The 18233-nt window shown below is 66.7% G+C and carries 16 protein-coding genes and 1 pseudogene; 11 read left to right on the top strand and 6 right to left on the bottom strand.

Annotated elements, in window-relative coordinates; all coding sequences use genetic code 11:
• Window positions 1-32: 32 nt before the first annotated feature.
• From ACLBYD_RS21985 to ACLBYD_RS21965, 5 genes are all read left to right on the top strand, one after another.
• The gene (locus ACLBYD_RS21985; RefSeq protein WP_447818109.1) at window positions 33-1241 is read left to right on the top strand and encodes an acyl-CoA dehydrogenase family protein; all 1209 of its coding nucleotides are present in this window, start codon (window positions 33-35) and stop codon (window positions 1239-1241) included.
• Entirely contained in the window at window positions 1238-2053 is an 816-nt protein-coding gene (locus tag ACLBYD_RS21980; RefSeq protein WP_447818108.1) for an SDR family oxidoreductase, read from the top strand. The genes ACLBYD_RS21985 and ACLBYD_RS21980 overlap by 4 nt, the downstream gene beginning before the upstream one ends.
• Before the next feature lie 33 nt (window positions 2054-2086).
• Complete coding sequence (locus tag ACLBYD_RS21975) at window positions 2087-2698, top strand: TetR/AcrR family transcriptional regulator (RefSeq protein WP_447818107.1); 612 nt, start codon at window positions 2087-2089, stop codon at window positions 2696-2698.
• A gap of 9 nt (window positions 2699-2707) precedes the next feature.
• Window positions 2708-3856 (top strand): acetyl-CoA C-acetyltransferase, encoded by a 1149-nt coding sequence (locus tag ACLBYD_RS21970; protein WP_447818106.1) that lies wholly within the window; start codon window positions 2708-2710, stop codon window positions 3854-3856.
• Between the two features lie 132 nt (window positions 3857-3988).
• The gene (locus ACLBYD_RS21965) at window positions 3989-4258 is read left to right on the top strand and encodes a DUF2277 domain-containing protein (protein WP_447818105.1); all 270 of its coding nucleotides are present in this window, start codon (window positions 3989-3991) and stop codon (window positions 4256-4258) included.
• Window positions 4259-4274: 16 nt separating this feature from the next.
• Here ACLBYD_RS21965 and ACLBYD_RS21960 read toward each other — a convergent pair whose 3' ends face one another.
• Both ACLBYD_RS21960 and ACLBYD_RS21955 read right to left on the bottom strand, forming a co-directional pair.
• Window positions 4275-5477, bottom strand: coding sequence for a hemerythrin domain-containing protein (locus ACLBYD_RS21960; protein WP_447818104.1), 1203 nt, complete (start codon window positions 5475-5477; stop codon window positions 4275-4277).
• Window positions 5478-5506: 29 nt separating this feature from the next.
• The gene (locus tag ACLBYD_RS21955) at window positions 5507-6163 is read right to left on the bottom strand and encodes a TetR/AcrR family transcriptional regulator (RefSeq protein WP_447818103.1); all 657 of its coding nucleotides are present in this window, start codon (window positions 6161-6163) and stop codon (window positions 5507-5509) included.
• Window positions 6164-6374: 211 nt separating this feature from the next.
• Here ACLBYD_RS21955 and ACLBYD_RS21950 point away from each other — a divergent pair, with 211 nt between their 5' ends.
• From ACLBYD_RS21950 to ACLBYD_RS21940, 3 genes are read left to right on the top strand one after another with little or no spacing between them, the layout of a single operon-like run.
• Window positions 6375-8684: a carbon starvation CstA family protein gene (locus ACLBYD_RS21950; RefSeq protein ID WP_447818102.1), complete on the top strand. Its 2310-nt coding sequence runs from the start codon at window positions 6375-6377 to the stop codon at window positions 8682-8684.
• Complete coding sequence (locus tag ACLBYD_RS21945; RefSeq protein ID WP_016694713.1) at window positions 8681-8863, top strand: YbdD/YjiX family protein; 183 nt, start codon at window positions 8681-8683, stop codon at window positions 8861-8863. The genes ACLBYD_RS21950 and ACLBYD_RS21945 overlap by 4 nt, the downstream gene beginning before the upstream one ends.
• 15 nt (window positions 8864-8878) lie before the next feature.
• A complete protein-coding gene (locus ACLBYD_RS21940; RefSeq protein WP_447818101.1) occupies window positions 8879-9652 on the top strand; it encodes a crotonase/enoyl-CoA hydratase family protein in 774 nt (257 codons plus the stop codon).
• An 18-nt stretch (window positions 9653-9670) separates the two neighbouring features.
• Here ACLBYD_RS21940 and ACLBYD_RS21935 read toward each other — a convergent pair whose 3' ends face one another.
• Window positions 9671-10297, bottom strand: a complete 627-nt coding sequence (locus ACLBYD_RS21935; RefSeq protein WP_447818100.1) for a response regulator — start codon at window positions 10295-10297, stop codon at window positions 9671-9673.
• Window positions 10294-11508 carry a sensor histidine kinase gene (locus ACLBYD_RS21930; RefSeq protein WP_447818099.1) on the bottom strand — a complete coding sequence of 405 codons (1215 nt, stop codon included), beginning with the start codon at window positions 11506-11508 and terminating at the stop codon, window positions 10294-10296. The genes ACLBYD_RS21935 and ACLBYD_RS21930 overlap by 4 nt, the downstream gene beginning before the upstream one ends.
• Window positions 11509-11634: 126 nt before the next feature.
• On the opposite strand from ACLBYD_RS21930, the gene ACLBYD_RS21925 reads away from it, so the two are divergent.
• The 3 genes and pseudogenes from ACLBYD_RS21925 (at window position 11635) to ACLBYD_RS21915 (ending at window position 14464) form a co-directional block, all read left to right on the top strand.
• Entirely contained in the window at window positions 11635-12702 is a 1068-nt protein-coding gene (locus ACLBYD_RS21925) for an ABC transporter permease (RefSeq protein ID WP_447818098.1), read from the top strand.
• A 29-nt stretch (window positions 12703-12731) separates the two neighbouring features.
• Window positions 12732-13431, top strand: a pseudogene (locus ACLBYD_RS21920) (ABC transporter ATP-binding protein).
• 100 nt (window positions 13432-13531) lie between these two features.
• The gene (locus tag ACLBYD_RS21915) at window positions 13532-14464 is read left to right on the top strand and encodes a DUF5996 family protein (protein ID WP_447818129.1); all 933 of its coding nucleotides are present in this window, start codon (window positions 13532-13534) and stop codon (window positions 14462-14464) included.
• Window positions 14465-14472: 8 nt separating this feature from the next.
• Here the strand turns inward: ACLBYD_RS21915 and ACLBYD_RS21910 are convergent, their stop codons facing one another.
• Both ACLBYD_RS21910 and ACLBYD_RS21905 read right to left on the bottom strand, forming a co-directional pair.
• Window positions 14473-16440 carry a CocE/NonD family hydrolase gene (locus ACLBYD_RS21910; protein WP_447818128.1) on the bottom strand — a complete coding sequence of 656 codons (1968 nt, stop codon included), beginning with the start codon at window positions 16438-16440 and terminating at the stop codon, window positions 14473-14475.
• Window positions 16441-16625: 185 nt separating this feature from the next.
• Entirely contained in the window at window positions 16626-18206 is a 1581-nt protein-coding gene (locus ACLBYD_RS21905) for an ABC transporter substrate-binding protein (RefSeq protein ID WP_447818097.1), read from the bottom strand.
• Window positions 18207-18233: the final 27 nt, after the last annotated feature.

Here is an 18233-nt window from a genome sequence, read left to right as displayed (position 1 = left end):
CTAGCAATTGCTTGGTAGGTTATCGTACGGATGTGTACGAGAGCGAGAGCCAGGAAAATGCGGAGTTCGCAGCCACCGTTCGGCAGTGGCTCGAAGACAACCTGACCGGCGAATTCGCCGAGCTCAGGGGCAAGGGCGGACCCGGAAGCGAACACGAGTTCTTCGAACAGCGACTCGCGTGGGACCGGCATCTGGCCGCTGCCGGATGGACCTGCATCGGCTGGCCCACCGAGTACGGCGGGCGCGGCGCGAGCATGGATCAGCGCGTGATCTTCCACGAGGAGTACGCGAAGGCGAACGCGCCCGCGCGCGTCAACCACCTCGGTGAGGAACTGCTCGGCCCCACCCTCATCGCATTCGGGACCGAGGAGCAGAAGCAGCGCTTCCTGCCCGGGATCCGTAACGTCACCGAACTGTGGGCGCAGGGCTACTCGGAACCGGGAGCCGGCTCCGACCTCGCCAACGTCTCCACCACCGCCCGCCTCGAGGGCGACAAGTGGGTGATCAACGGTCAGAAGGTCTGGACGTCGCTCGCACACGTCGCACAATGGGCCTTCGTCGTCGCGCGGACGGAACCCGGTTCGACCCGCCATCACGGCCTGAGCTTCCTGCTCGTGCCCCTCGACCAGCCCGGCGTCACGGTGCGGCCCATTCAGCAGCTCACGGGCACCTCCGAGTTCAACGAGGTCTTCTTCGACGACGCCGTCACCGACGCCGACCTCGTCGTCGGTGCCCCCGGCGACGGGTGGAAGGTCGCGATGGGTCTGCTGACCTTCGAACGCGGCGTCTCCACCCTCGGGCAGCAGATCGGCTTCGCCCGCGAACTCGACGGCATCGTCTCCGTCGCCGAGAGCAACGGTGCGATCGACGATCCGCACCTCCGCGAACGCATCGCCCGCGCGCGGATCGGACTGCGGGTCATGCGTGCCCACGCCCTGCGCACCCTCGGCGACGCCGACCCGGGTCAGGCCTCGGTCGCGAAACTGCTGTGGGCGAACTGGCATCGCGACCTGGGTCAGCTCGCCATGGACGTGCAGGGATCGTCGTCGCTCGTCGGCCCCGATCACGACCATGCCGGAAATCCCTCCGACATCACCGATCCCGAACATCTCGAGCTCGCGGAACGACAGCGGCTGTTCCTGTTCACCCGCGCCGACACCATCTACGGCGGATCCAACGAGATCCAGCGCAACATCATCGCCGAGCGCGTGCTCGGCCTTCCCCGGGAGGCACGTCCGTGACCGCAACACCCCGTCCCGCATTCCCGCTCGCGACCCCGCCGGTCGAGACCCCCGGCCACGGCCTGCTCCGCGACAAGAAGGTCGTGGTCACCGCCGCCGCCGGCACCGGCATCGGATTCGCCACCGCGCGTCGCGCGCTGCTCGAGGGCGCCGACGTGCTCGTCTCCGACTTCCACGAGCGCCGGCTCGGCGAGTCCGCGGAGAAGCTCGCGGCCGAGTTCCCCGAACAGCAGGTCGCGACGATCGTGTGCGACGTGTCGTCCACCGAACAGGTCGACGCTCTCATCACCGGCGCCGCCGACCGGCTCGGGCGCATCGACGTGCTCGTCAACAACGCCGGACTCGGTGGGGAAACGCCCGTCGTCGAGATGACCGACGAGGAGTGGGATCGCGTCCTCGACATCACCCTCACCAGCACCTTTCGTGCGACCCGCGCCGCGCTGCGCTACTTCCGCTCGGTCGACCACAACGGCGTGCTCGTCAACAACGCGTCGGTGCTCGGCTGGCGCGCCCAGCACTCGCAGGCGCACTACGCGGCGGCGAAGGCCGGCGTCATGGCCCTGACCCGCTGCTCCGCGATCGAGGCCGCCGAGTACGGCGTGCGCATCAACGCCGTCGCCCCGTCCATCGCCCGACACCCCTTCCTCGCGAAGGTCACCAGCGAGGAACTGCTCGACAACCTGGCCGCCGGTGAGGCCTACGGCCGCGCCGCCGAGGTCTGGGAGGTCGCGGCGACCATCGCGATGCTCGCCAGCGACTACACGACCTATCTGACCGGCGAGGTCGTGTCGGTCTCCTCCCAACGCGCATGACGTCACCGTCCGTCGGCTTGAAAGGATGTCTCCATGACTCCTGCTCGTGACGACAACAGCGGTAAGTCCGGGCGCCGCGCCGAACTGCTCGACATCGCTGCCGAGCTGTTCGCCTCGCGCGGCGTCCGGGCGACCACCGTGCGCGACATCGCCGATGCCGCCGGGATCCTCTCCGGCAGCCTGTACCACCATTTCGACTCGAAGGAGTCGATGGTCGACGAGATCCTGCGCGCGTTCCTCGACGACCTCTTCGATCGGTACCGCAAGATCGTCGCGTCCGGACTGCCGTCCCGCGACACCCTCGCCGCGCTCGTGACGACCTCCTACGAAGCGATCGACCGGTCGCACGCCGCGGTGGCGATCTACCAGGGTGAGGCCAAACATCTCGAGGGCGACCGCTTCGCCTACATCGGCGAACTCAACACCGAGTTCCGCGACCTGTGGGTAGGCGTGATCGAACGCGGCGTCGCCGACGGTTCGTTCCGGCCCGACGTCGACGTCGAACTCGTCTTCCGGTTCCTGCGCGACACCGTGTGGGTGGCCGTGCGCTGGTACCGGCCCGGAGGCTCCCTCAGCATCGATCAGGTTGCCCAGCAATACCTTTCCATCGTTCTCGACGGACTGTCGAACCAGAATTCTTCCTAAGGAGACATCATGACCGAGGCCTACATCGTCGACGCGGTGCGCACCCCCATCGGCAAGAAGAAGGGTGGGCTCGCGGACGTGCACCCGGCCGACCTGGGCGCGCACGTGATCAAGGCGCTCGTCGAGCGCACGGGCATCGACCCCGCCGACGTCGACGACGTGGTGTTCGGTTGCGTCGACGCCATCGGCGGCCAGGCCGGCAACATCGCTCGCACGTCGTGGCTGGCCGCCGGTTACCCGCAGCACGTGCCCGGCGTGACCGTCGACCGTCAGTGCGGGTCGAGCCAGCAGGCGCTGCACTTCGGCGCGCAGGCGATCCTGAGCGACACCGCCGATCTCATCATCGCCGGCGGTGTCCAGAACATGTCGCAGATCCCGATCTCCGCGGCCATGATCGTCGGGCAGCAGTACGGCTTCGACACCCCCTTCGGCGGGTCGACCGGCTGGACCGAGCGCTACGGCAGCGACGAGGTGTCGCAGTTCAAGGGCGCCGAGATGATCGCCGAGAAGTGGGACCTCAGCCGCGAGGAACTCGAGAAGTGGGCGTTGCAGAGCCACGAGCGCGCCAAGGCCGCCATCGCCGAGGGACGCTTCGAGAACGAGATCGTCCCCTTCGGTGACGCCACCGTCGACGAAGGCCCGCGCGAGACCAGCCTCGAGAAGATGGCGTCGCTGCAGACCCTCGTCGAGGGTGGTCGTCTGACCGCCGCCGTCGCCAGCCAGATCTCCGACGGCGCATCCGCGGTGCTGCTCGCCTCCGACGAGGCCGTGAAGAAGTACGGCCTGAAGCCCCGCGCGCGCATCCACCACCTCAGCGCCCGCGGCGACGACCCGATCTTCATGCTCACCGCCCCGATCCCCGCCACGCAGTACGCCCTCGAGAAGGCCGGCCTGACGATCGACGACATCGACCTCATCGAGATCAACGAGGCCTTCGCGCCCGTCGTCCTGGCGTGGATCAAGGAGATCGGCGCCGACCCGTCGAAGGTCAACGTCAACGGCGGCGCGATCGCCCTCGGCCACCCGCTCGGCGCGACCGGCACCAAGCTGATGGCGACGCTGCTCAACGAGCTCGAGCGCACCGGTGGTCGCTACGGCCTGCTCACCATCTGCGAGGGTGGCGGCACCGCCAACGTGACCATCATCGAACGCGTCTGATCTGCTCCTTCACATCCGCGCGCCCGTTCGTCGTCCGCTGCAGCAATTGCCGTAGCGGATGGACAGCGGGCGCGCGGATGTCTGGTTCGGCACTGTATGGTCCGGCACCGGGGTGACGTCTACCCTCGAAGCATGTGCCGGAACATCACGGAGCTGCGCGGGCTCGAGCCGGCTGCGACCGCCGAGGAGATCGAAGCGGCCGCGCGGCAGTACGTCCGTAAGGTCAGCGGGATCCACAAACTCTCCGACACCACCCGGGAGCCGTTCGAGCAGGCCGTCGCCGAGGTCACCGCGACGACCATGAGATTGCTCGAGTCTCTTCCCGAGCGGCGGCAGCCACCGCCGACGGTGCCGCCGCTGCGTCGGCCCGAGGTGCAAGCCAGGATCGCCGCACGCGGCTGACACGCGACGCACTCGTCTACGCGGAGCGTCGTATCCCTTCCGGTGAGGTACCGCCGGACGGTCCGACGACGAGCTGCCGCTGCAGCGACTCCAGGTTCTGCTGCATCTGCGGCCGCATGTCGCGGTGCTGGGGTTGGATGCGGGAGTAGAGCGCCAGGAGAGGCCGATAGGGCAGCGTATGGATCCGGTAGGCGTGCGTCACCCGCGTTCCGTCGCCGTCCGTCGTGAAGGTGTACGACCAGGTCGTCGAGTCGTGGTACAGCGGGTTGCGCCGGTCGGAGACGGTGCGGAACTCGAACACCCGGCCCCGCTCGGCGGTGGTCACCTCGCATACCCGCGACCAGTGCATGTGATGTGCACGGTTGCGCCCGCGGAACCGCGATCCCACGGCCCCCGGGGTCCGGCCCGGAAGCCATGCGCAACTGCGGCATTCGGGGCTGCGGTCGCCGATTCGGGTGACGTCGGCGACCGTGTCGTACAGCTTCTCGGCCGGGGCATCGATCCACAGTTCGACCGCGCCCTCGGTGCGGAAGGAGCGCGGGATCCGAGGACCGACGTCGAGGTCGGCGCCCCACCGGGCGGCACATGCCCGCAGGTAGGACCACCGGAAGGCATGGAGCAGGACGAACCGGGCGGCGGGATCGACCTTGCCGACGACGACGTCGTAGTCCTCGCGATCCACGCCGTCGATAAGCCAGTGGGCTTCGATTCCCAACTCCTTCTTGGTTTTCGACGCGATGAACACACGCTGCTCCACCTCGTCCCACTGGCGGGCGGTCAACGTTCGAGCGACGACCGGCATCATCTCCGATTCCTCACGCCGAAGGTGGGGTAGCAGTACCTCTTCGAGGGCGGCGATGGACCGGAGGAGATCGTCTCGGGCACCGGGACGCGTGCGGTAGTCGGTGGCCGCCGCGGTTACCCGTTCGACCTCGGGGGCGATGCGCACGTGGTCCGCGTCCATTTCGTCGAGCAGTGCACCGGCCGCCGGGTTCTCCACACGGACGAGGGGCCACAGTGCACCGTCCTCTCCACTGTGGTGCAGATGCAGGAAATGCATCATCCACACGAGGTGATCCGCGAGCGCGACACGCCGGGTCCGATCGGACCCGGGTTCTGTGGTCAGTGTTGCCGTGGCGCGGGTGAGATCGCGGCGCAGGGCGGAGTGCACGATGCGCATGATCCGAGTGTCGGCGCCGGGGAGCGTAGGGGTTGTCATGACGTACTCCAGAGGGCGACGCCCGCGTGTCACACGGGGTCGAGGATGTGTCCTGTGCGGTCGACCAGCCATGCCTCGTAGCGGGCACGGCTCCAACCGCAGTGGTGGACGAACAGCGCGTAGACCTGGTCGTCGGTCTGGACCCACAGTTCGTCGACCTGTTCGGGATCGGGCCGGCGGCCGGTGATCATCTCCGCGGCATCGGTGACCGAGCTCCTGCGCTGTGCTTCAAGATCCGCAACCACATCCGCCAGTACGGGATCGGTCGTGGCTCCGTGACGGAGTGCCGCCGCCAACGGGTGGAGGCGCTCGTTGATCGCGGCCACCATGTGCGCGGCCGCCTCGATGCGAACGCCGACGGTGGGTCCTTCTCCGATCGCCCTGTACGCGGGCCGTTCGGCCAGGGCCTTCTGCACGTCGTCGCCGACGATCGCGACCTCCGCAGCCGACTTCAACAGCTGGGCCTTGGATCCGAATGCCCCGTAGAGGGTTTCGACCGAGACCTCGGCGGCCCGCGCAACGTCGCGCATCGAGGTCCCCGTCCACCCGCGTTCGGCGAACAATCGGGCGGCGGCGTCGAGTGCGGCAGCTCGTGTCTGCGCCGCTTGCATCTGCCGTCGTGGCGAGCGGTATCTACGGGTTCCGGACCCACCCGGAGCCGGCGGATCGTACTTCACCGTCGCCATACGACAAGCGTAGAACGCTCACGTTTTCAATACAATGGCGTTCAGGTCATTTTCGGATATTTCCGTACTCGGAGACGGTGTATCGAGACATGCAAGTCCCGTCGGCGGACGGGTCGGGTCGGGTAGCGTCACGTTGGTCAGCAGCGTGCACGTTGTCGAGGACCGTCACGGGCGGTATGCGTATTCGCGACGGTCCTGGTGAGGAGCCGATATGGCCGTCGATCCGGCGTCGAGGACGAGCGAAGTCGAATACCTGCGGACCGACCCCGATCTTCCACCGGTCGGTGTCGTCGACCGGACACCGATCTCACCCACCGCACGCATCGTCTTCCTCGTACTTGCGATCCTGGGTGCGGTCGCGTGGTCGATCATCGCGCTGGTGCGCGGTGAGGAGATCAACGCGGTCTGGTTCGTCATCGCCGCGGTGTGCACCTATCTCGTCGCCTACCGCTTCTATGCGAAGTTCATCGAGCGCAAGATAGTGCAGCCGCGCGACGACCGTGCGACACCTGCCGAGGAACTCGAGAACGGCAAGGACTACATGCCGACGGACCGTCGGGTGTTGTTCGGCCACCACTTCGCCGCCATCGCCGGCGCCGGCCCGCTCGTCGGCCCGGTGCTCGCCGCGCAGATGGGTTATCTACCCGGCACGATCTGGATCATCGTCGGTGTCGTCTTCGCCGGTGCGGTCCAGGACTTCCTCGTCCTGTGGATCTCCTCGCGCCGCCGCGGACGCAGCCTCGGCCAGATGGCCCGCGAGGAACTCGGACCGATCGGTGGCGTCGCGGCGCTCATCGCGGTCTTCGTCATCATGATCATCCTGATCGCGGTGCTGGCATTGGTGGTCGTGAACGCGCTCGCCGACAGCCCGTGGGGCCTGTTCTCCATCGCGATGACCATTCCCATCGCACTGTTCATGGGCGTCTATCTGCGCTACCTGCGACCCGGCAAGGTCGCGGAGGTGTCGCTGATCGGCGTCGTTCTGCTGCTCGTCGCGATCATCGCGGGTGGCTGGGTCGCCGAGACCGACTGGGGCGCCGACTGGTTCACCCTCTCCCCGGTGACGATCTCGTGGCTGATGATCGCCTACGGATTCGCCGCGTCGGTGCTGCCGGTGTGGTTGCTGCTCGCCCCGCGCGACTATCTGTCGACCTTCATGAAGGTCGGCACCATCGTGCTGCTGGCCATCGGCATCCTCGTCGCGCGTCCGGCCCTGGAGATGCCCGACGTCACGTCGTTCGCCATCGACGGTGACGGCCCGGCCTTCGCGGGGTCGCTGTTCCCGTTCCTGTTCATCACCATCGCGTGTGGCGCACTGTCGGGATTCCACGCGCTCATCTCCTCGGGCACCACCCCGAAACTGCTCGAGAAGGAGAAGCAGACGCGGCTGATCGGCTACGGCGGTATGCTCACCGAGTCGTTCGTCGCGATCATGGCGCTGGTCACCGCCTGCATCATCGACCAGCACCTGTACTTCACGCTCAACGCACCGGCCGCCCTCACCGGCGGCACCCCGGAGACCGCCGCCGCCTACGTCAACGGACTCGGCCTGGGATCGCCGGACATCACTCCCGAGCAGATCTCCGCCGCCGCGGAGGGTGTGGGGGAGGAGTCGATCATCTCCCGTACCGGTGGTGCCCCGACGCTCGCGTTCGGCATGTCGCAGGTGCTCAGCGATCTGTTCGGCGGCGACAGCCTCAAATCGTTCTGGTACCACTTCGCGATCATGTTCGAGGCGCTGTTCATCCTCACCACCGTCGACGCAGGAACGCGTGTCGCGCGGTTCATGCTCTCGGATTCGCTCGGCAACTTCGGCGGTCCCGCCCGTCGCTTCAAGGATCCGTCCTGGCGTCCCGGTGCGTGGTTGTGCTCCGCAGTGGTCGTCGGCCTGTGGGGTGCGATCCTGCTGATGGGCGTCACCGACCCACTCGGTGGCATCAACACTCTGTTCCCGCTGTTCGGCATCGCCAACCAGTTGCTCGCCGCGATCGCCCTGACGGTCGTGCTCACCATCGTCGTGAAGAAGGGTCTGGTGAAGTGGGCGTGGATCCCCGGTGTGCCGTTGGTGTGGGATCTGATCGTGACCATGACGGCGTCGTGGCAGAAGATCTTCTCCGGCGACCGCGCGGTGGGGTACTGGGCCCAGCACCGGGCTTTCGTCGACGCGAAGAACTCCGGCGCAACCACATTCGGTTCGGCGAGGACGGTCGACGAGATCGACGCTGTCATCCGCAACACGTTCATCCAGGGCACCCTGTCGATCGTGTTCGCGAGCCTCGTGCTGATCGTCGTCGCGGCCGGGGTGGTGGTGTGCATCAGATCGATCCGCGCCGGAGGTATGCCCACCACCGAGACACCCGACGTCCCGTCGAAGATCTTCGCGCCCGCCGGTTTCGTGCCCACACCGGCCGAGCGGGAACTGCAGAAGGAGTGGGACGAGCTGATCGCCTCGGGCAAGGTCCGGGCCCCGGGAGCCGCGCACACCCATGCCTCGCATCACAAGGACGGAGACGGGTCGTGATCGCCGTACTGCGTCGTGCGTGGTGGTGGATCGGTGCCGTCATGGGCGACCACGACTACGCGCGGTACGTCGAACTGCACCGCCGGCAGCATCCGGATCGACCACCGCTGAGCGAACGCGACTACTGGCGGGAGCGGCACGCCGCGGCCGACGCGAACCCGGGAAGCCGATGCTGTTGAGCGGGGAGGTCGGGCATGACGCCGTACGAATCGATCCGCGTCGAGACGCGCGATCGGGTAACGACCGTGATCATGGCCCGTCCCGAGCGCCGGAACGCGGTCGACGGTCCGATGGCCGCCGAACTGGCCGACGCGTTCAGGGCATTCGACGCCGACCCTGCCGCCGATATCTCTGTCCTCCACGGAGACGGTGGAAACTTCTGTGCAGGAGCGGATCTCACATCGATCGGTACCGACCGGCAGAACGTTCTCGGTGCGGACGGCGACGGCCCGATGGGACCGACGCGCCTCGTGCTCTCCAAACCGGTGATCGCGGCGGTGGAAGGCTACGCGGTTGCCGGTGGACTCGAACTGGCGATCTGGTGTGATCTGCGCGTCGTCTCCTCCGACGCGGTGTTCGGTGTCTTCTGCCGCCGGTGGGGGGTACCGTTGATCGACGGCGGCACCGTTCGGCTGCCGCGCCTGATCGGCACGAGTCGGGCCATGGACATGATCCTGACGGGCCGGCCCGTCGGTGCGGCGGAAGCACGCGAATTCGGCCTGGCCAACCGCGTGGTCGAACCCGGAGCGACGCGCGACGCCGCCGAACGCATGGCCCGGGAGATCACAGTCTTCCCACAGACCTGCATGCGCAACGACCGCCGCTCGGTCTACGAACAGTTCGGCCGCTCCGAATCCGAGGCGCTCGGATTCGAATTCGCCCTCGGCATGGAGTCCGTTGGAAGCGACACGGTCGGAGGGGCAGCGCGGTTCGCGTCCGGGGAGGGCAGACACGGTTCGTTCTCCTGACCCGATCCTCGACACCGATCACGCGATCAGGCCCCGCTCGCGCGCCGCGACCACTGCGGCGGTGCGATTATCCACGTCCAATTTGGTGAACGAGTGCACCAGATGGGATTTCACGGTTGCCTCGCTGACGAAGAGCTGTTTGGCGATCGCGCGATTGGACAGCCCTTCGGCGACCAGCGACAGCACTTCGATTTCGCGGGCGCTGAGGTCGGCGCGGGGCTGCTGCATGCGGCGGTAAAGGCGCTGGGCCACGTCCGGGTCCAGGACGGTCTCCCCACGGGCCGCCGCGAACACCGATTCGATCAGCACTTTCGGGTCGGTGTCCTTGAGGAGGTAGCCCGCCGCACCGGCTTCGACCGCGCGCAGAATGTCCGCGTCCGTGTCGTAGGTGGTGAGTACGACGACCCTCGGCGGATCGGCCGCAGTCAGGATCCGGGCGGTCGCCTGCGCCCCGTCGATCCCCGATCCCAGACGCAGATCCATCAGCACCACATCGGGTTTCGCGGCCGAAGCCGAGGCCACGGCTTCCTCACCCGACGATGCTTCGGCCACCACCATGATGTCATCGTGCGACGCCAGCAACGCGCGTAGTCCCGCCCGTACCACCGGGTGATCGTCGACGAGCAGTACACGTACCGCACTCATGCGGCCCGCCCGATCGGAAGGGTTGCGGCAACCGCGGTTCCGTCTCCGGGTGCCGATTCCACGACGAGTGTGCCACCCAGTTCGGCCAGTCGTTCCCGCATCGACCGTAAGCCGAATCCACCGTCCTGACGTTGATCGAAGCCGATACCGTCGTCGACGATATCGAGCCGTACTTCGTCGGATGCGTAGCTCAATGTCACCCGTACCCGACGCGCCCGCGAATGCAACCGCACGTTGGCGAGAGCACTCTGGGCGACGCGGAGCAAGGCGACGTCGAAGTCCGTCACCAGCGGGATCGGATCGCTGTCGGTGAGCAGGTCACCGGTGATCCCGGTCTGCTGCTCGAGTTGGTCGAGCAGGCGCCGCAACGCGGATTCGAGCGGTGCGGACTCGAGCGCAACCGGCGCGAGCGCGTCGACCACCCGGCGGGCCTCGATCAGATTCTGCTGCGCGGTGTCCGCGATCTGCGCGAAGACCGCCGCGGAATTGTCGGGAGCGCGCTGCCCGGCTCGAGAGAGCAGCAGAATGGACGAAAATCCCTGCGCCAGAGTGTCGTGGATGTCACGCGCGAGGCGGGAACGTTCGGTCAGTGCGCCCGCTTCCCGTTGCAGCGCGACCAATTCGTCCTGCGCCCCGAGCAACTCTCGGTGCGCCTCGGTGAGTTCGTCCACCAACTGCTGTCGCTGCGCGGACTGCCGCACCAACTGTTGGTAGACGACGGCCATTCCGGCGGCGGCTGCCGCCCCGAACACCGGTCCGAGAATCGAGGCAACCGTGTTCGTGGTGCCGTGCCGCAGCGTCGCTGCGATCGCTATCGCGGTCAGCATGATCGTCACCGTCAACGCGACCGGAGTGGAGAACAGGGGAAAGCACAGGAAAAACAGGGCGAACGCCAGCCAGACGAAGTTGACATCCGCCACCACGAGAGCCAACCAGCCCAGCCCGAGCGCCGCGAACCAGATCTGCCCCGATCGGCGCTGTACCGGCTCCCCGTTCTCGAAGCCCTCACGCCGCGCGAACCAGATCCCGAAGAGATACCACCCCGCTACCACGACAGCGAGCGCGACGATCGGAACGGGATGAGCACTGTCGGTAACCGTGCGCACGACACCCACCGCGAGGAGCAGGAAGAACAGCAGATGGGCGCCGAATTGCATGGCGCGTAGCACCGGCACGGCCCCGCCCGAGTGAGACCCATCGGAATTCCGCATTTCGCCCACTCTAATACCGCACTATGCCGTCGACCGCACCGATCGAAGATCTCCAACTTTCGATGGATCAGCGAACCCAACCAATGCGCGATGCCGGCAATGTTTCCTTGCACGACGCTGAGATGCATGTTCCTCGCTTTCCGTGATCTCCGGTTCGCCAAAGGTCGCTTTACGCTGATGACCTCGGCCCTGTTCCTCATTTCGCTGATGGTGGTCACGCTGTCGGGGCTGACCTCCGGACTGGGTAATCGGTCTATCGCTGCGATCGAGAACATCGGCGCCGACCACTTCGCATTCGGTGCTCCCCCCGATGGCCGCTCGGTCTCGTTCGCCGAGTCGACCGTGACGACGCGGCAGTATGCGGAACTTGCGGAGGCCGACGGTGTCGATGCTGCGTCGATCATCGGGGTGGCACCCGCTCGGATCAGCGTCGACGGTCGAGAAGTTGCCGCTTCTGCGTTCGGCGTCGACGGGCATTCTTTCGCCGCTCCGGTCGTGCTCGGTGCCGGCTCAGTAGCCGTGGACGCCGACCTCGCCAATGACAACGGATGGACGAACGGAACACGGATTCTGATGAGCGGAAAGGTATTCACCATCACCGCTCTGGTCGACGACTCGTTCTACAGTCATCAGCCCGTGGTCTGGATGGACCACGACGCATGGATGTCACTGCCGTCGGCCGGTGGCAGTGACGGCACCGTCGTTGCATTGCGGACCTCCGCAGGGTTCGACGCCGATTCTGTCGGTGAGGCGACCGGGACGGCCGTCATCGACGGCCGTGGCGCGCTGAACGCGATCGGGTCGTACACCTCCGAGCGTGGATCGCTGCTGTTGATGCAGACGATGCTGATGATCGTCAGCGCCTTGGTCGTCGGAGCCTTCTTCACGGTATGGACCATCCAGCGCGGCCAGGACCTCGCTGTGCTCAAGGCTGTCGGTGCCTCTACCCGCTACCTGCTCCAGGACGCACTCGGGCAGAGCTCGATCGTGTTGGTACTCGGATCCGGACTTGGAACCCTGGCCGCAGCCGGTCTCGGAACGGCAGCCTCGCAGTCGGTTCCGTTCTCGCTCACGATGTCCACCACCGTGGTTCCGTTCCTCGCCCTCGTTGCGACGGGCATGATCGGCGCGGCCGCTTCCCTGGTCCGTATCGCCAAGGTCGACCCGCTCGCTGCCCTTGCAGCCGCTCGATGAGTCATCTACCGAGAACGAAGGACTTCGACATGAGTATCTGCTTACGCAACATCGTCCTCGGCTATCCCGACGGTGACGGGCATCGACGCGTCCTCGACGACGTGAATTTCGAGGTCCGACGCGGCGAATTCGTGGCTGTGACCGGTCCGTCCGGGTCCGGCAAATCGAGCCTGCTCGCTGTCGCCGGCCTGCTCATCACCCCCGATTCGGGTCGTGTCGTTATCGACGGCAGCGACATGACGGGACTGGACCGTGACGAGCGCACGACCATGCGACGCGAGAAGCTCGGATTCGTGTTCCAGCAAGTCGAACCTGCTGCCCTCGTTGACCGCAGTCGAACAACTGCAGATGATGTCCCATCTCGCCGGCGACTCGGTCCGCGAGAGTCGTGCCCGTGCCACGGACCTGTTGTGTTCATTGGGTCTCGACGGGCACGTGGACCGGCGTCCCCACCAACTGTCGGGAGGTCAACGGCAACGGGTTGCCATCGCGCGAGGCCTGATGAACGACCCCTCGGTGTTGCTCGTCGACGAGCCCACCTCGGCCCTCGACGAGAACCGCAGCCGCGAGGTCGTGGCCCTGCTCGCCGATCTGAGCCGGGATCGGGATGTGGCGATCGTGATGGTCACTCACGACCTGAGCCGGCTGACTCTCGTCGACCGCGCCTGTGCCGTGCGCAACGGGACACTGATACCCCTGCCTGGCTCCGTGCCGAGCGCAATTCGCTGACACAGCGGCGAACTGTTGGCACGCGGTATCGGGAATCTTCCTGACCGGGCCATGGCCCGGGCTTCGGCGGAGTAGGGTCGATTTCCGGACCGCGGGAGGCATCGTGAACGACCCAGCACCTGTGTCCGGTGACGCGTGGCCGAGTCTGCGCACAGCGGAATGGACCGACACCCGGGACACCCTTCACATGTGGTTGCAGATCGTCGGCAAGATCCGCATGGCCCATACACCGATGGTCAACCACTGGTGGCAGACGACGCTGTACGTCACGCCGCGTGGGCTGGGCACCTCGTCGATTCCCTATGGGCATGCCGTCTTCGACATGGAGTTCGACTTCTTCGAGCACCGCCTGCACATCCGTGCGAGCGACGGTCGCAGCCGTTCGGTGCCTCTCATCGCACAACCGGTGGCGGAGTTCTACACCCGCACTTTCGGAGCTCTGGACGAGCTGGGTATCACGACCCGGATCCAGGGCACACCCAACGAGGTGGATCCGGCGATCCCCTTCGCACAGGACCGTGAACATGATTCGTACGACCCCGAGGCGGCTCATCTCTTCTGGCGGCAACTCGTGCAGGCGCACCGTGTCCTGCTCCGGTTCCGAGCAGACTTCCTCGGCAAGGTCAGTCCGGTGCACTTCTTCTGGGGTGCGATGGACCTCGCATGCACCCGATTCTCCGGACGCGCTGCTCCGCCCCATCCCGGGGGAATCCCGAACTGCCCCGACGAAGTGATGACGGAGGCATACTCTCACGAGCTCAGCAGCTGTGGATTCTGGCCGGGCGGTGGGGACGAGGGGGCGTTCTATTCGTACGTCTACCCTGCACTCGAAGGCTTCGCTCAGTCTCCGGTGCGCCCGGACGCCGCCCTCTATGCCGCTGAGCTGGGAGAGTTCGTGCTGCCTTACGAGGCGGTGCGGACCGCGGCCGATCCCGACGCGGAACTGCTCCAGTTCCTGCGCAGCACCTACGACGCGGCCGCCCGGCTCGGTGCGTGGGATCGGGGCAATCTGGAGCGATCCGGCGCCGGCTGATGTGACTCCTACCGCACCACGGGGATCGTCACGAAACTCGGTGCGGTGGAGTTGAGTTCGAGGTGCTGCGGTCTCAATCCGCTCTCGACCAGCATCGGGCCGAGCGGCAGCGAGCGCGGGACGCTCGCGGCGTAGACGTCCACGCGGATGTGGTGACCCGGTTGCAGGACCGCCTCGGTCGGCAGCGTGCTGATGTCGAGGGCCGTCGGTTGCCCCGGGACGATCGGCTGCCGGGACTCGAGGGTCAACACCGGATGCGCTCGCGCGTAGTCGCCGTCGGCGGTGAACGTGCTCTTCGAATCGTCGATCGCCCGCAGCGACGAGACGAGGGAACCGGTGGTGAGCACGGTGGACCGTCCGTCCGGAGCCACGTCGTTCACGGAGACCGACCAGAATCCGTCGGTGGCGTCGAGGACGGTCTCGAGGTGCACGTTGACCGGCCCCGACAGCACGGTCGGTTCGGCGACCGGCCCGCTGGTGAAGGTGAGGGCCTCGGCCTCGTTGAACCGGGCGTCCTTCGTGCATCCGGCACCCAGCAGCACCGCGATGCCGGCGGTGCCCTGTGCAGCCTCACGGGAACAGAAGCCGCGCAGTCCCGGGGCGACGGTGAGTCGTTGCGCGGTTTCGGGCGCCGACGTCGCGAGCGTGCCGTCGTGGAGAGCGTGCCCGGCCGTGCCACTCGGAGCCGCCGACAGGAAGAGCTTCTCGTGGTCGACGGTGCTGCGTGGGAACTCGTCGTTCGTGACCCAACCTCCGCCCTGCTGTAGCAGGGTGACCGGGCCGTACTCGTCGATACCGTTGTCGATGTCCTCGAGCCAGCGGTCGAACCACGCGTGCTGGAGTGCCGTGATGTTCGGCGGGTGTCCCGGTGTGCCGAATCCGGTCCCGAGGATCGCGTGGTAGCCGTCGCCCATCACCAGTTGCTTGCGGCCGGGTTCGACGGGAATCCGGTTGTAGATGTCGGGCTCGCTGTTGGCGAAGATGTCGTGCCAGTTGCCGAACACGAAGGTGGGCACCTCGATCGACTCGAGTCGGGCCTGCCGTTCCTGGTAGAACGGGCCGTCCTGCGCGACCGCGAGGGCGTCGGGGGAGACACCGTCGATGCTGGGTGCCGTGAGGACCTCGAAGAGTTCGGGGATCTTCGTGGCGGGGTCGGCGAGCCTGTCGCGCAACCACTGCGCGTCGAACCGGCCCTGGAGGAGGGCTTCCATGTCGGGAACCCACTTGAGCCCGTTGACGAGACCGAGCCAGGCGGGCATGAATCCCACGCCCACGGCGCCGCCGGTGCCCACGATGTCGCGCAGCAGGTCGTTGCCGGGTTCGACGGCGAAGACCGCGTCGAGTGCCTCGGGCCGCAGGCCGGCGGCCTGGATCTGGTTGATCGCCGAATAGGAGACGCCGGTCGTTCCGACGCGTCCGTTCGACCACGGCTGCTTCGCCGCCCAGTCGATGACCTCGACGGTGTCCTGCTGCTCGCGCGGACCGAGGACGTCCCACTGTCCGTGGGAGAAACCGGTGCCCCGCACGTCGACGATCACCTGCGTGTACCCGTTCTGCACGAGATCGCGGTTGAGTCCGAAGGCGCGGCCGAGTTGCGATGCCGGGGCGGCGAGTTCGGTGATGCCGTCGAAGGGGGCGCCGAAGTTCAGGACGGATCCGAGTTCGTCCACGAGCGGGGCGAACTGCGGGTCCTCCATCGCCACCGACGCCAGCGTCGACAGCAGTTTCGTGTACGGCGTGAGACCGAGGACGACCGGGGTGGGTTCGTCGATCGGGGTGCCGTCGGCGTGTGCGGGACGGAAGACGTTGGCGCGGAGCATCGTCCCGTCGCTCATCGTGATGGGCACGTCCCATTCGACTGCCGTGTTCGGATAGGCGTCGGGAGCGTCGACGACGCTCTGCCAGGAGGCGCCGGAGGCGCCACCGGTGGGATCGGCGGTCGCCAGTCCTGCGGATGTGATGGTGCAGGCGGCCATTGCCGCCACGACGAATGCGACCGTACGTGATCTCACCGGGCCCCCATGCCTGCGGTAAAACAGTTCCGCGCACGGTAACGCGAGGTCGGCGGATCCGTCAACGAGCGTAGTCAGTCGAATCGGAACCGACGTTGTCGTCGTTTTTCGTGAAAGTTCGACACAACGCCGGTTTCGCGTGCGCGGGACTATCCGGATTCGACCGACCAGAGTTCCTCCGGCAGGGGAGAACCCAGCGCGTACATCCGTACTCCGTGGATGTCGGAACTATGGATCACCGAAGGTGCCGCCCGCACGTACCAGATGCCGACGTCGAGGTCGGCGAGTCGCTGCTGGACCGTCGTGTACGCCTCGACCCGGTCGTCCGGTGAGGTCGCCAGTCGGCCGGCCTCGAGGGCAGCATCCAGTTCGGGGTCGGCGATGCCTGCGACATTTCCCGACGACCCCGAATGGAACTGGTGCCACAGTGTGGTGTGTGGTTCCTGCACGTCGGCCGACCAGATGGTCGCGTCGAAATCGCGCGCTGCGTATCGCGGCATGAAGGCCGCGTAGTCGAGTACTTCGACGTCGACGTCGACATTGTCGTAGGCAGCGAGTTGCGCCTGAACCGTCTCGGCCACCGTTCGGATCTCGACGAGAGAGGTGGCGAGGAAGGTGACCTTCACCGGCTTGCCCTCGGTTGCGAGTTCGTGGAAGAGACGCTGTGCCTCCTCGGGATCGTGCTGTTGCAGCGGTATGTCCGCGAAGAACGGCGACGACTCCTGGAACAGGGTGCCCGGCACTTCGCCGTTGCCTTCGAAGACCGCGCTGTTGATGCCCTCGAGCTGCACCGCGGCGGCCACGGCCTTTCGCGCTCGGACGTCGTCGAACGGTGCCCGGCGGACGTTGAGGGCGATGTACTGCCCGCCGCCTTCCGGGACGATCTGCGTCGGAAGCCCGGCCTGCTCCGCTCGTGTCAACGCCGACCAGCTCGACTCCGCGACCAGATCCACGGCGCCACTGGCGAGCACGTTCGTGCGTTGGTTGACGTCGCTGACGGTGATCAACGTGATGTTGTCCAGGTACGGTCGCGGTGCATCCCAGTAGTCCGGATTCCGTTCGAGTTCCATACGATCCTGGCGTGCCCACTCGGTCAGGACGAAGGGGCCGGCGCCGATAGGTTCGGCATTGAACGCCTCCGGGCCCTTCGCAATTGCGGTGGGGGAGGCGATCCAGTTCAGAGAACTCGACGTGATCGCGTGCGCGAAGTGGGGATTCGGCGAGCGCATGGTGATCGTCAGGGTGGTCCCGTCCACGACTTCGGTCGACGCGATCTGCGACGCCTGTGCGAGCGCATTCGACGCGACCGTCGGGTCCCGATGCCGGTTCCAGTTGAATGCCACCGCCTCCGCATCGAGCGGAGTTCCGTCCGAGAAGACGAGGTCCGGCCGGAGCGTCAGGGTGAACGTGGCGCCGCCGTCGGCGGTCGAGAAGTCCGTGGCGAGTTTGTGCTCCACCTCGAGGGTCGCTGGGTCGTCGACCATCAGCGTTCCGAACAATGCGTTGCCCAGCATTGCCTGCCCGACCCAGTTGTTGGCGAGGACCGCCGGGTCGAGACTGACGGGTTCGCGGACCTGGACGAGCCGTGCGGATCCGCCGACCACCGGGTCGCCGACGGGCTCGGCCGCGGCGGAGCCCGAGCCCGCACCGGAGCCTCCGCAGGCAGTGATGAGGAACAAAGCCGAGCACAACGCGACGAGCGCGAGGTACGACGATCTGCGTCGAATCATATGGGTCCTTCCTGTGATCCGAGAACC

The sequence above is a fragment of the Rhodococcus sp. C26F genome (genome assembly GCF_053345925.1).
This window is presented reverse-complemented; position numbering and strand designations above follow the sequence as displayed.

Bases quoted from the DNA above. Each gene is read 5' to 3' on its own strand.
- ACLBYD_RS21975 (WP_447818107.1), top strand. From the start codon at position 2,087: ATGACTCCTGCTCGTGACGACAACAGCGGTAAGTCCGGGCGCCGCGCC.
- ACLBYD_RS21970 (WP_447818106.1), top strand. From the start codon at position 2,708: ATGACCGAGGCCTACATCGTCGACGCGGTGCGCACCCCCATCGGCAAG.
- ACLBYD_RS21965 (WP_447818105.1), top strand. From the start codon at position 3,989: ATGTGCCGGAACATCACGGAGCTGCGCGGGCTCGAGCCGGCTGCGACC.
- ACLBYD_RS21960 (WP_447818104.1), bottom strand. From the start codon at position 5,477: ATGACAACCCCTACGCTCCCCGGCGCCGACACTCGGATCATGCGCATC.
- ACLBYD_RS21955 (WP_447818103.1), bottom strand. From the start codon at position 6,163: ATGGCGACGGTGAAGTACGATCCGCCGGCTCCGGGTGGGTCCGGAACC.
- ACLBYD_RS21950 (WP_447818102.1), top strand. From the start codon at position 6,375: ATGGCCGTCGATCCGGCGTCGAGGACGAGCGAAGTCGAATACCTGCGG.
- ACLBYD_RS21940 (WP_447818101.1), top strand. From the start codon at position 8,879: ATGACGCCGTACGAATCGATCCGCGTCGAGACGCGCGATCGGGTAACG.
- ACLBYD_RS21935 (WP_447818100.1), bottom strand. From the start codon at position 10,297: ATGAGTGCGGTACGTGTACTGCTCGTCGACGATCACCCGGTGGTACGG.
- ACLBYD_RS21930 (WP_447818099.1), bottom strand. From the start codon at position 11,508: ATGCGGAATTCCGATGGGTCTCACTCGGGCGGGGCCGTGCCGGTGCTA.
- ACLBYD_RS21925 (WP_447818098.1), top strand. From the start codon at position 11,635: ATGTTCCTCGCTTTCCGTGATCTCCGGTTCGCCAAAGGTCGCTTTACG.
- ACLBYD_RS21910 (WP_447818128.1), bottom strand. From the start codon at position 16,440: ATGGCCGCCTGCACCATCACATCCGCAGGACTGGCGACCGCCGATCCC.
- ACLBYD_RS21905 (WP_447818097.1), bottom strand. From the start codon at position 18,206: ATGATTCGACGCAGATCGTCGTACCTCGCGCTCGTCGCGTTGTGCTCG.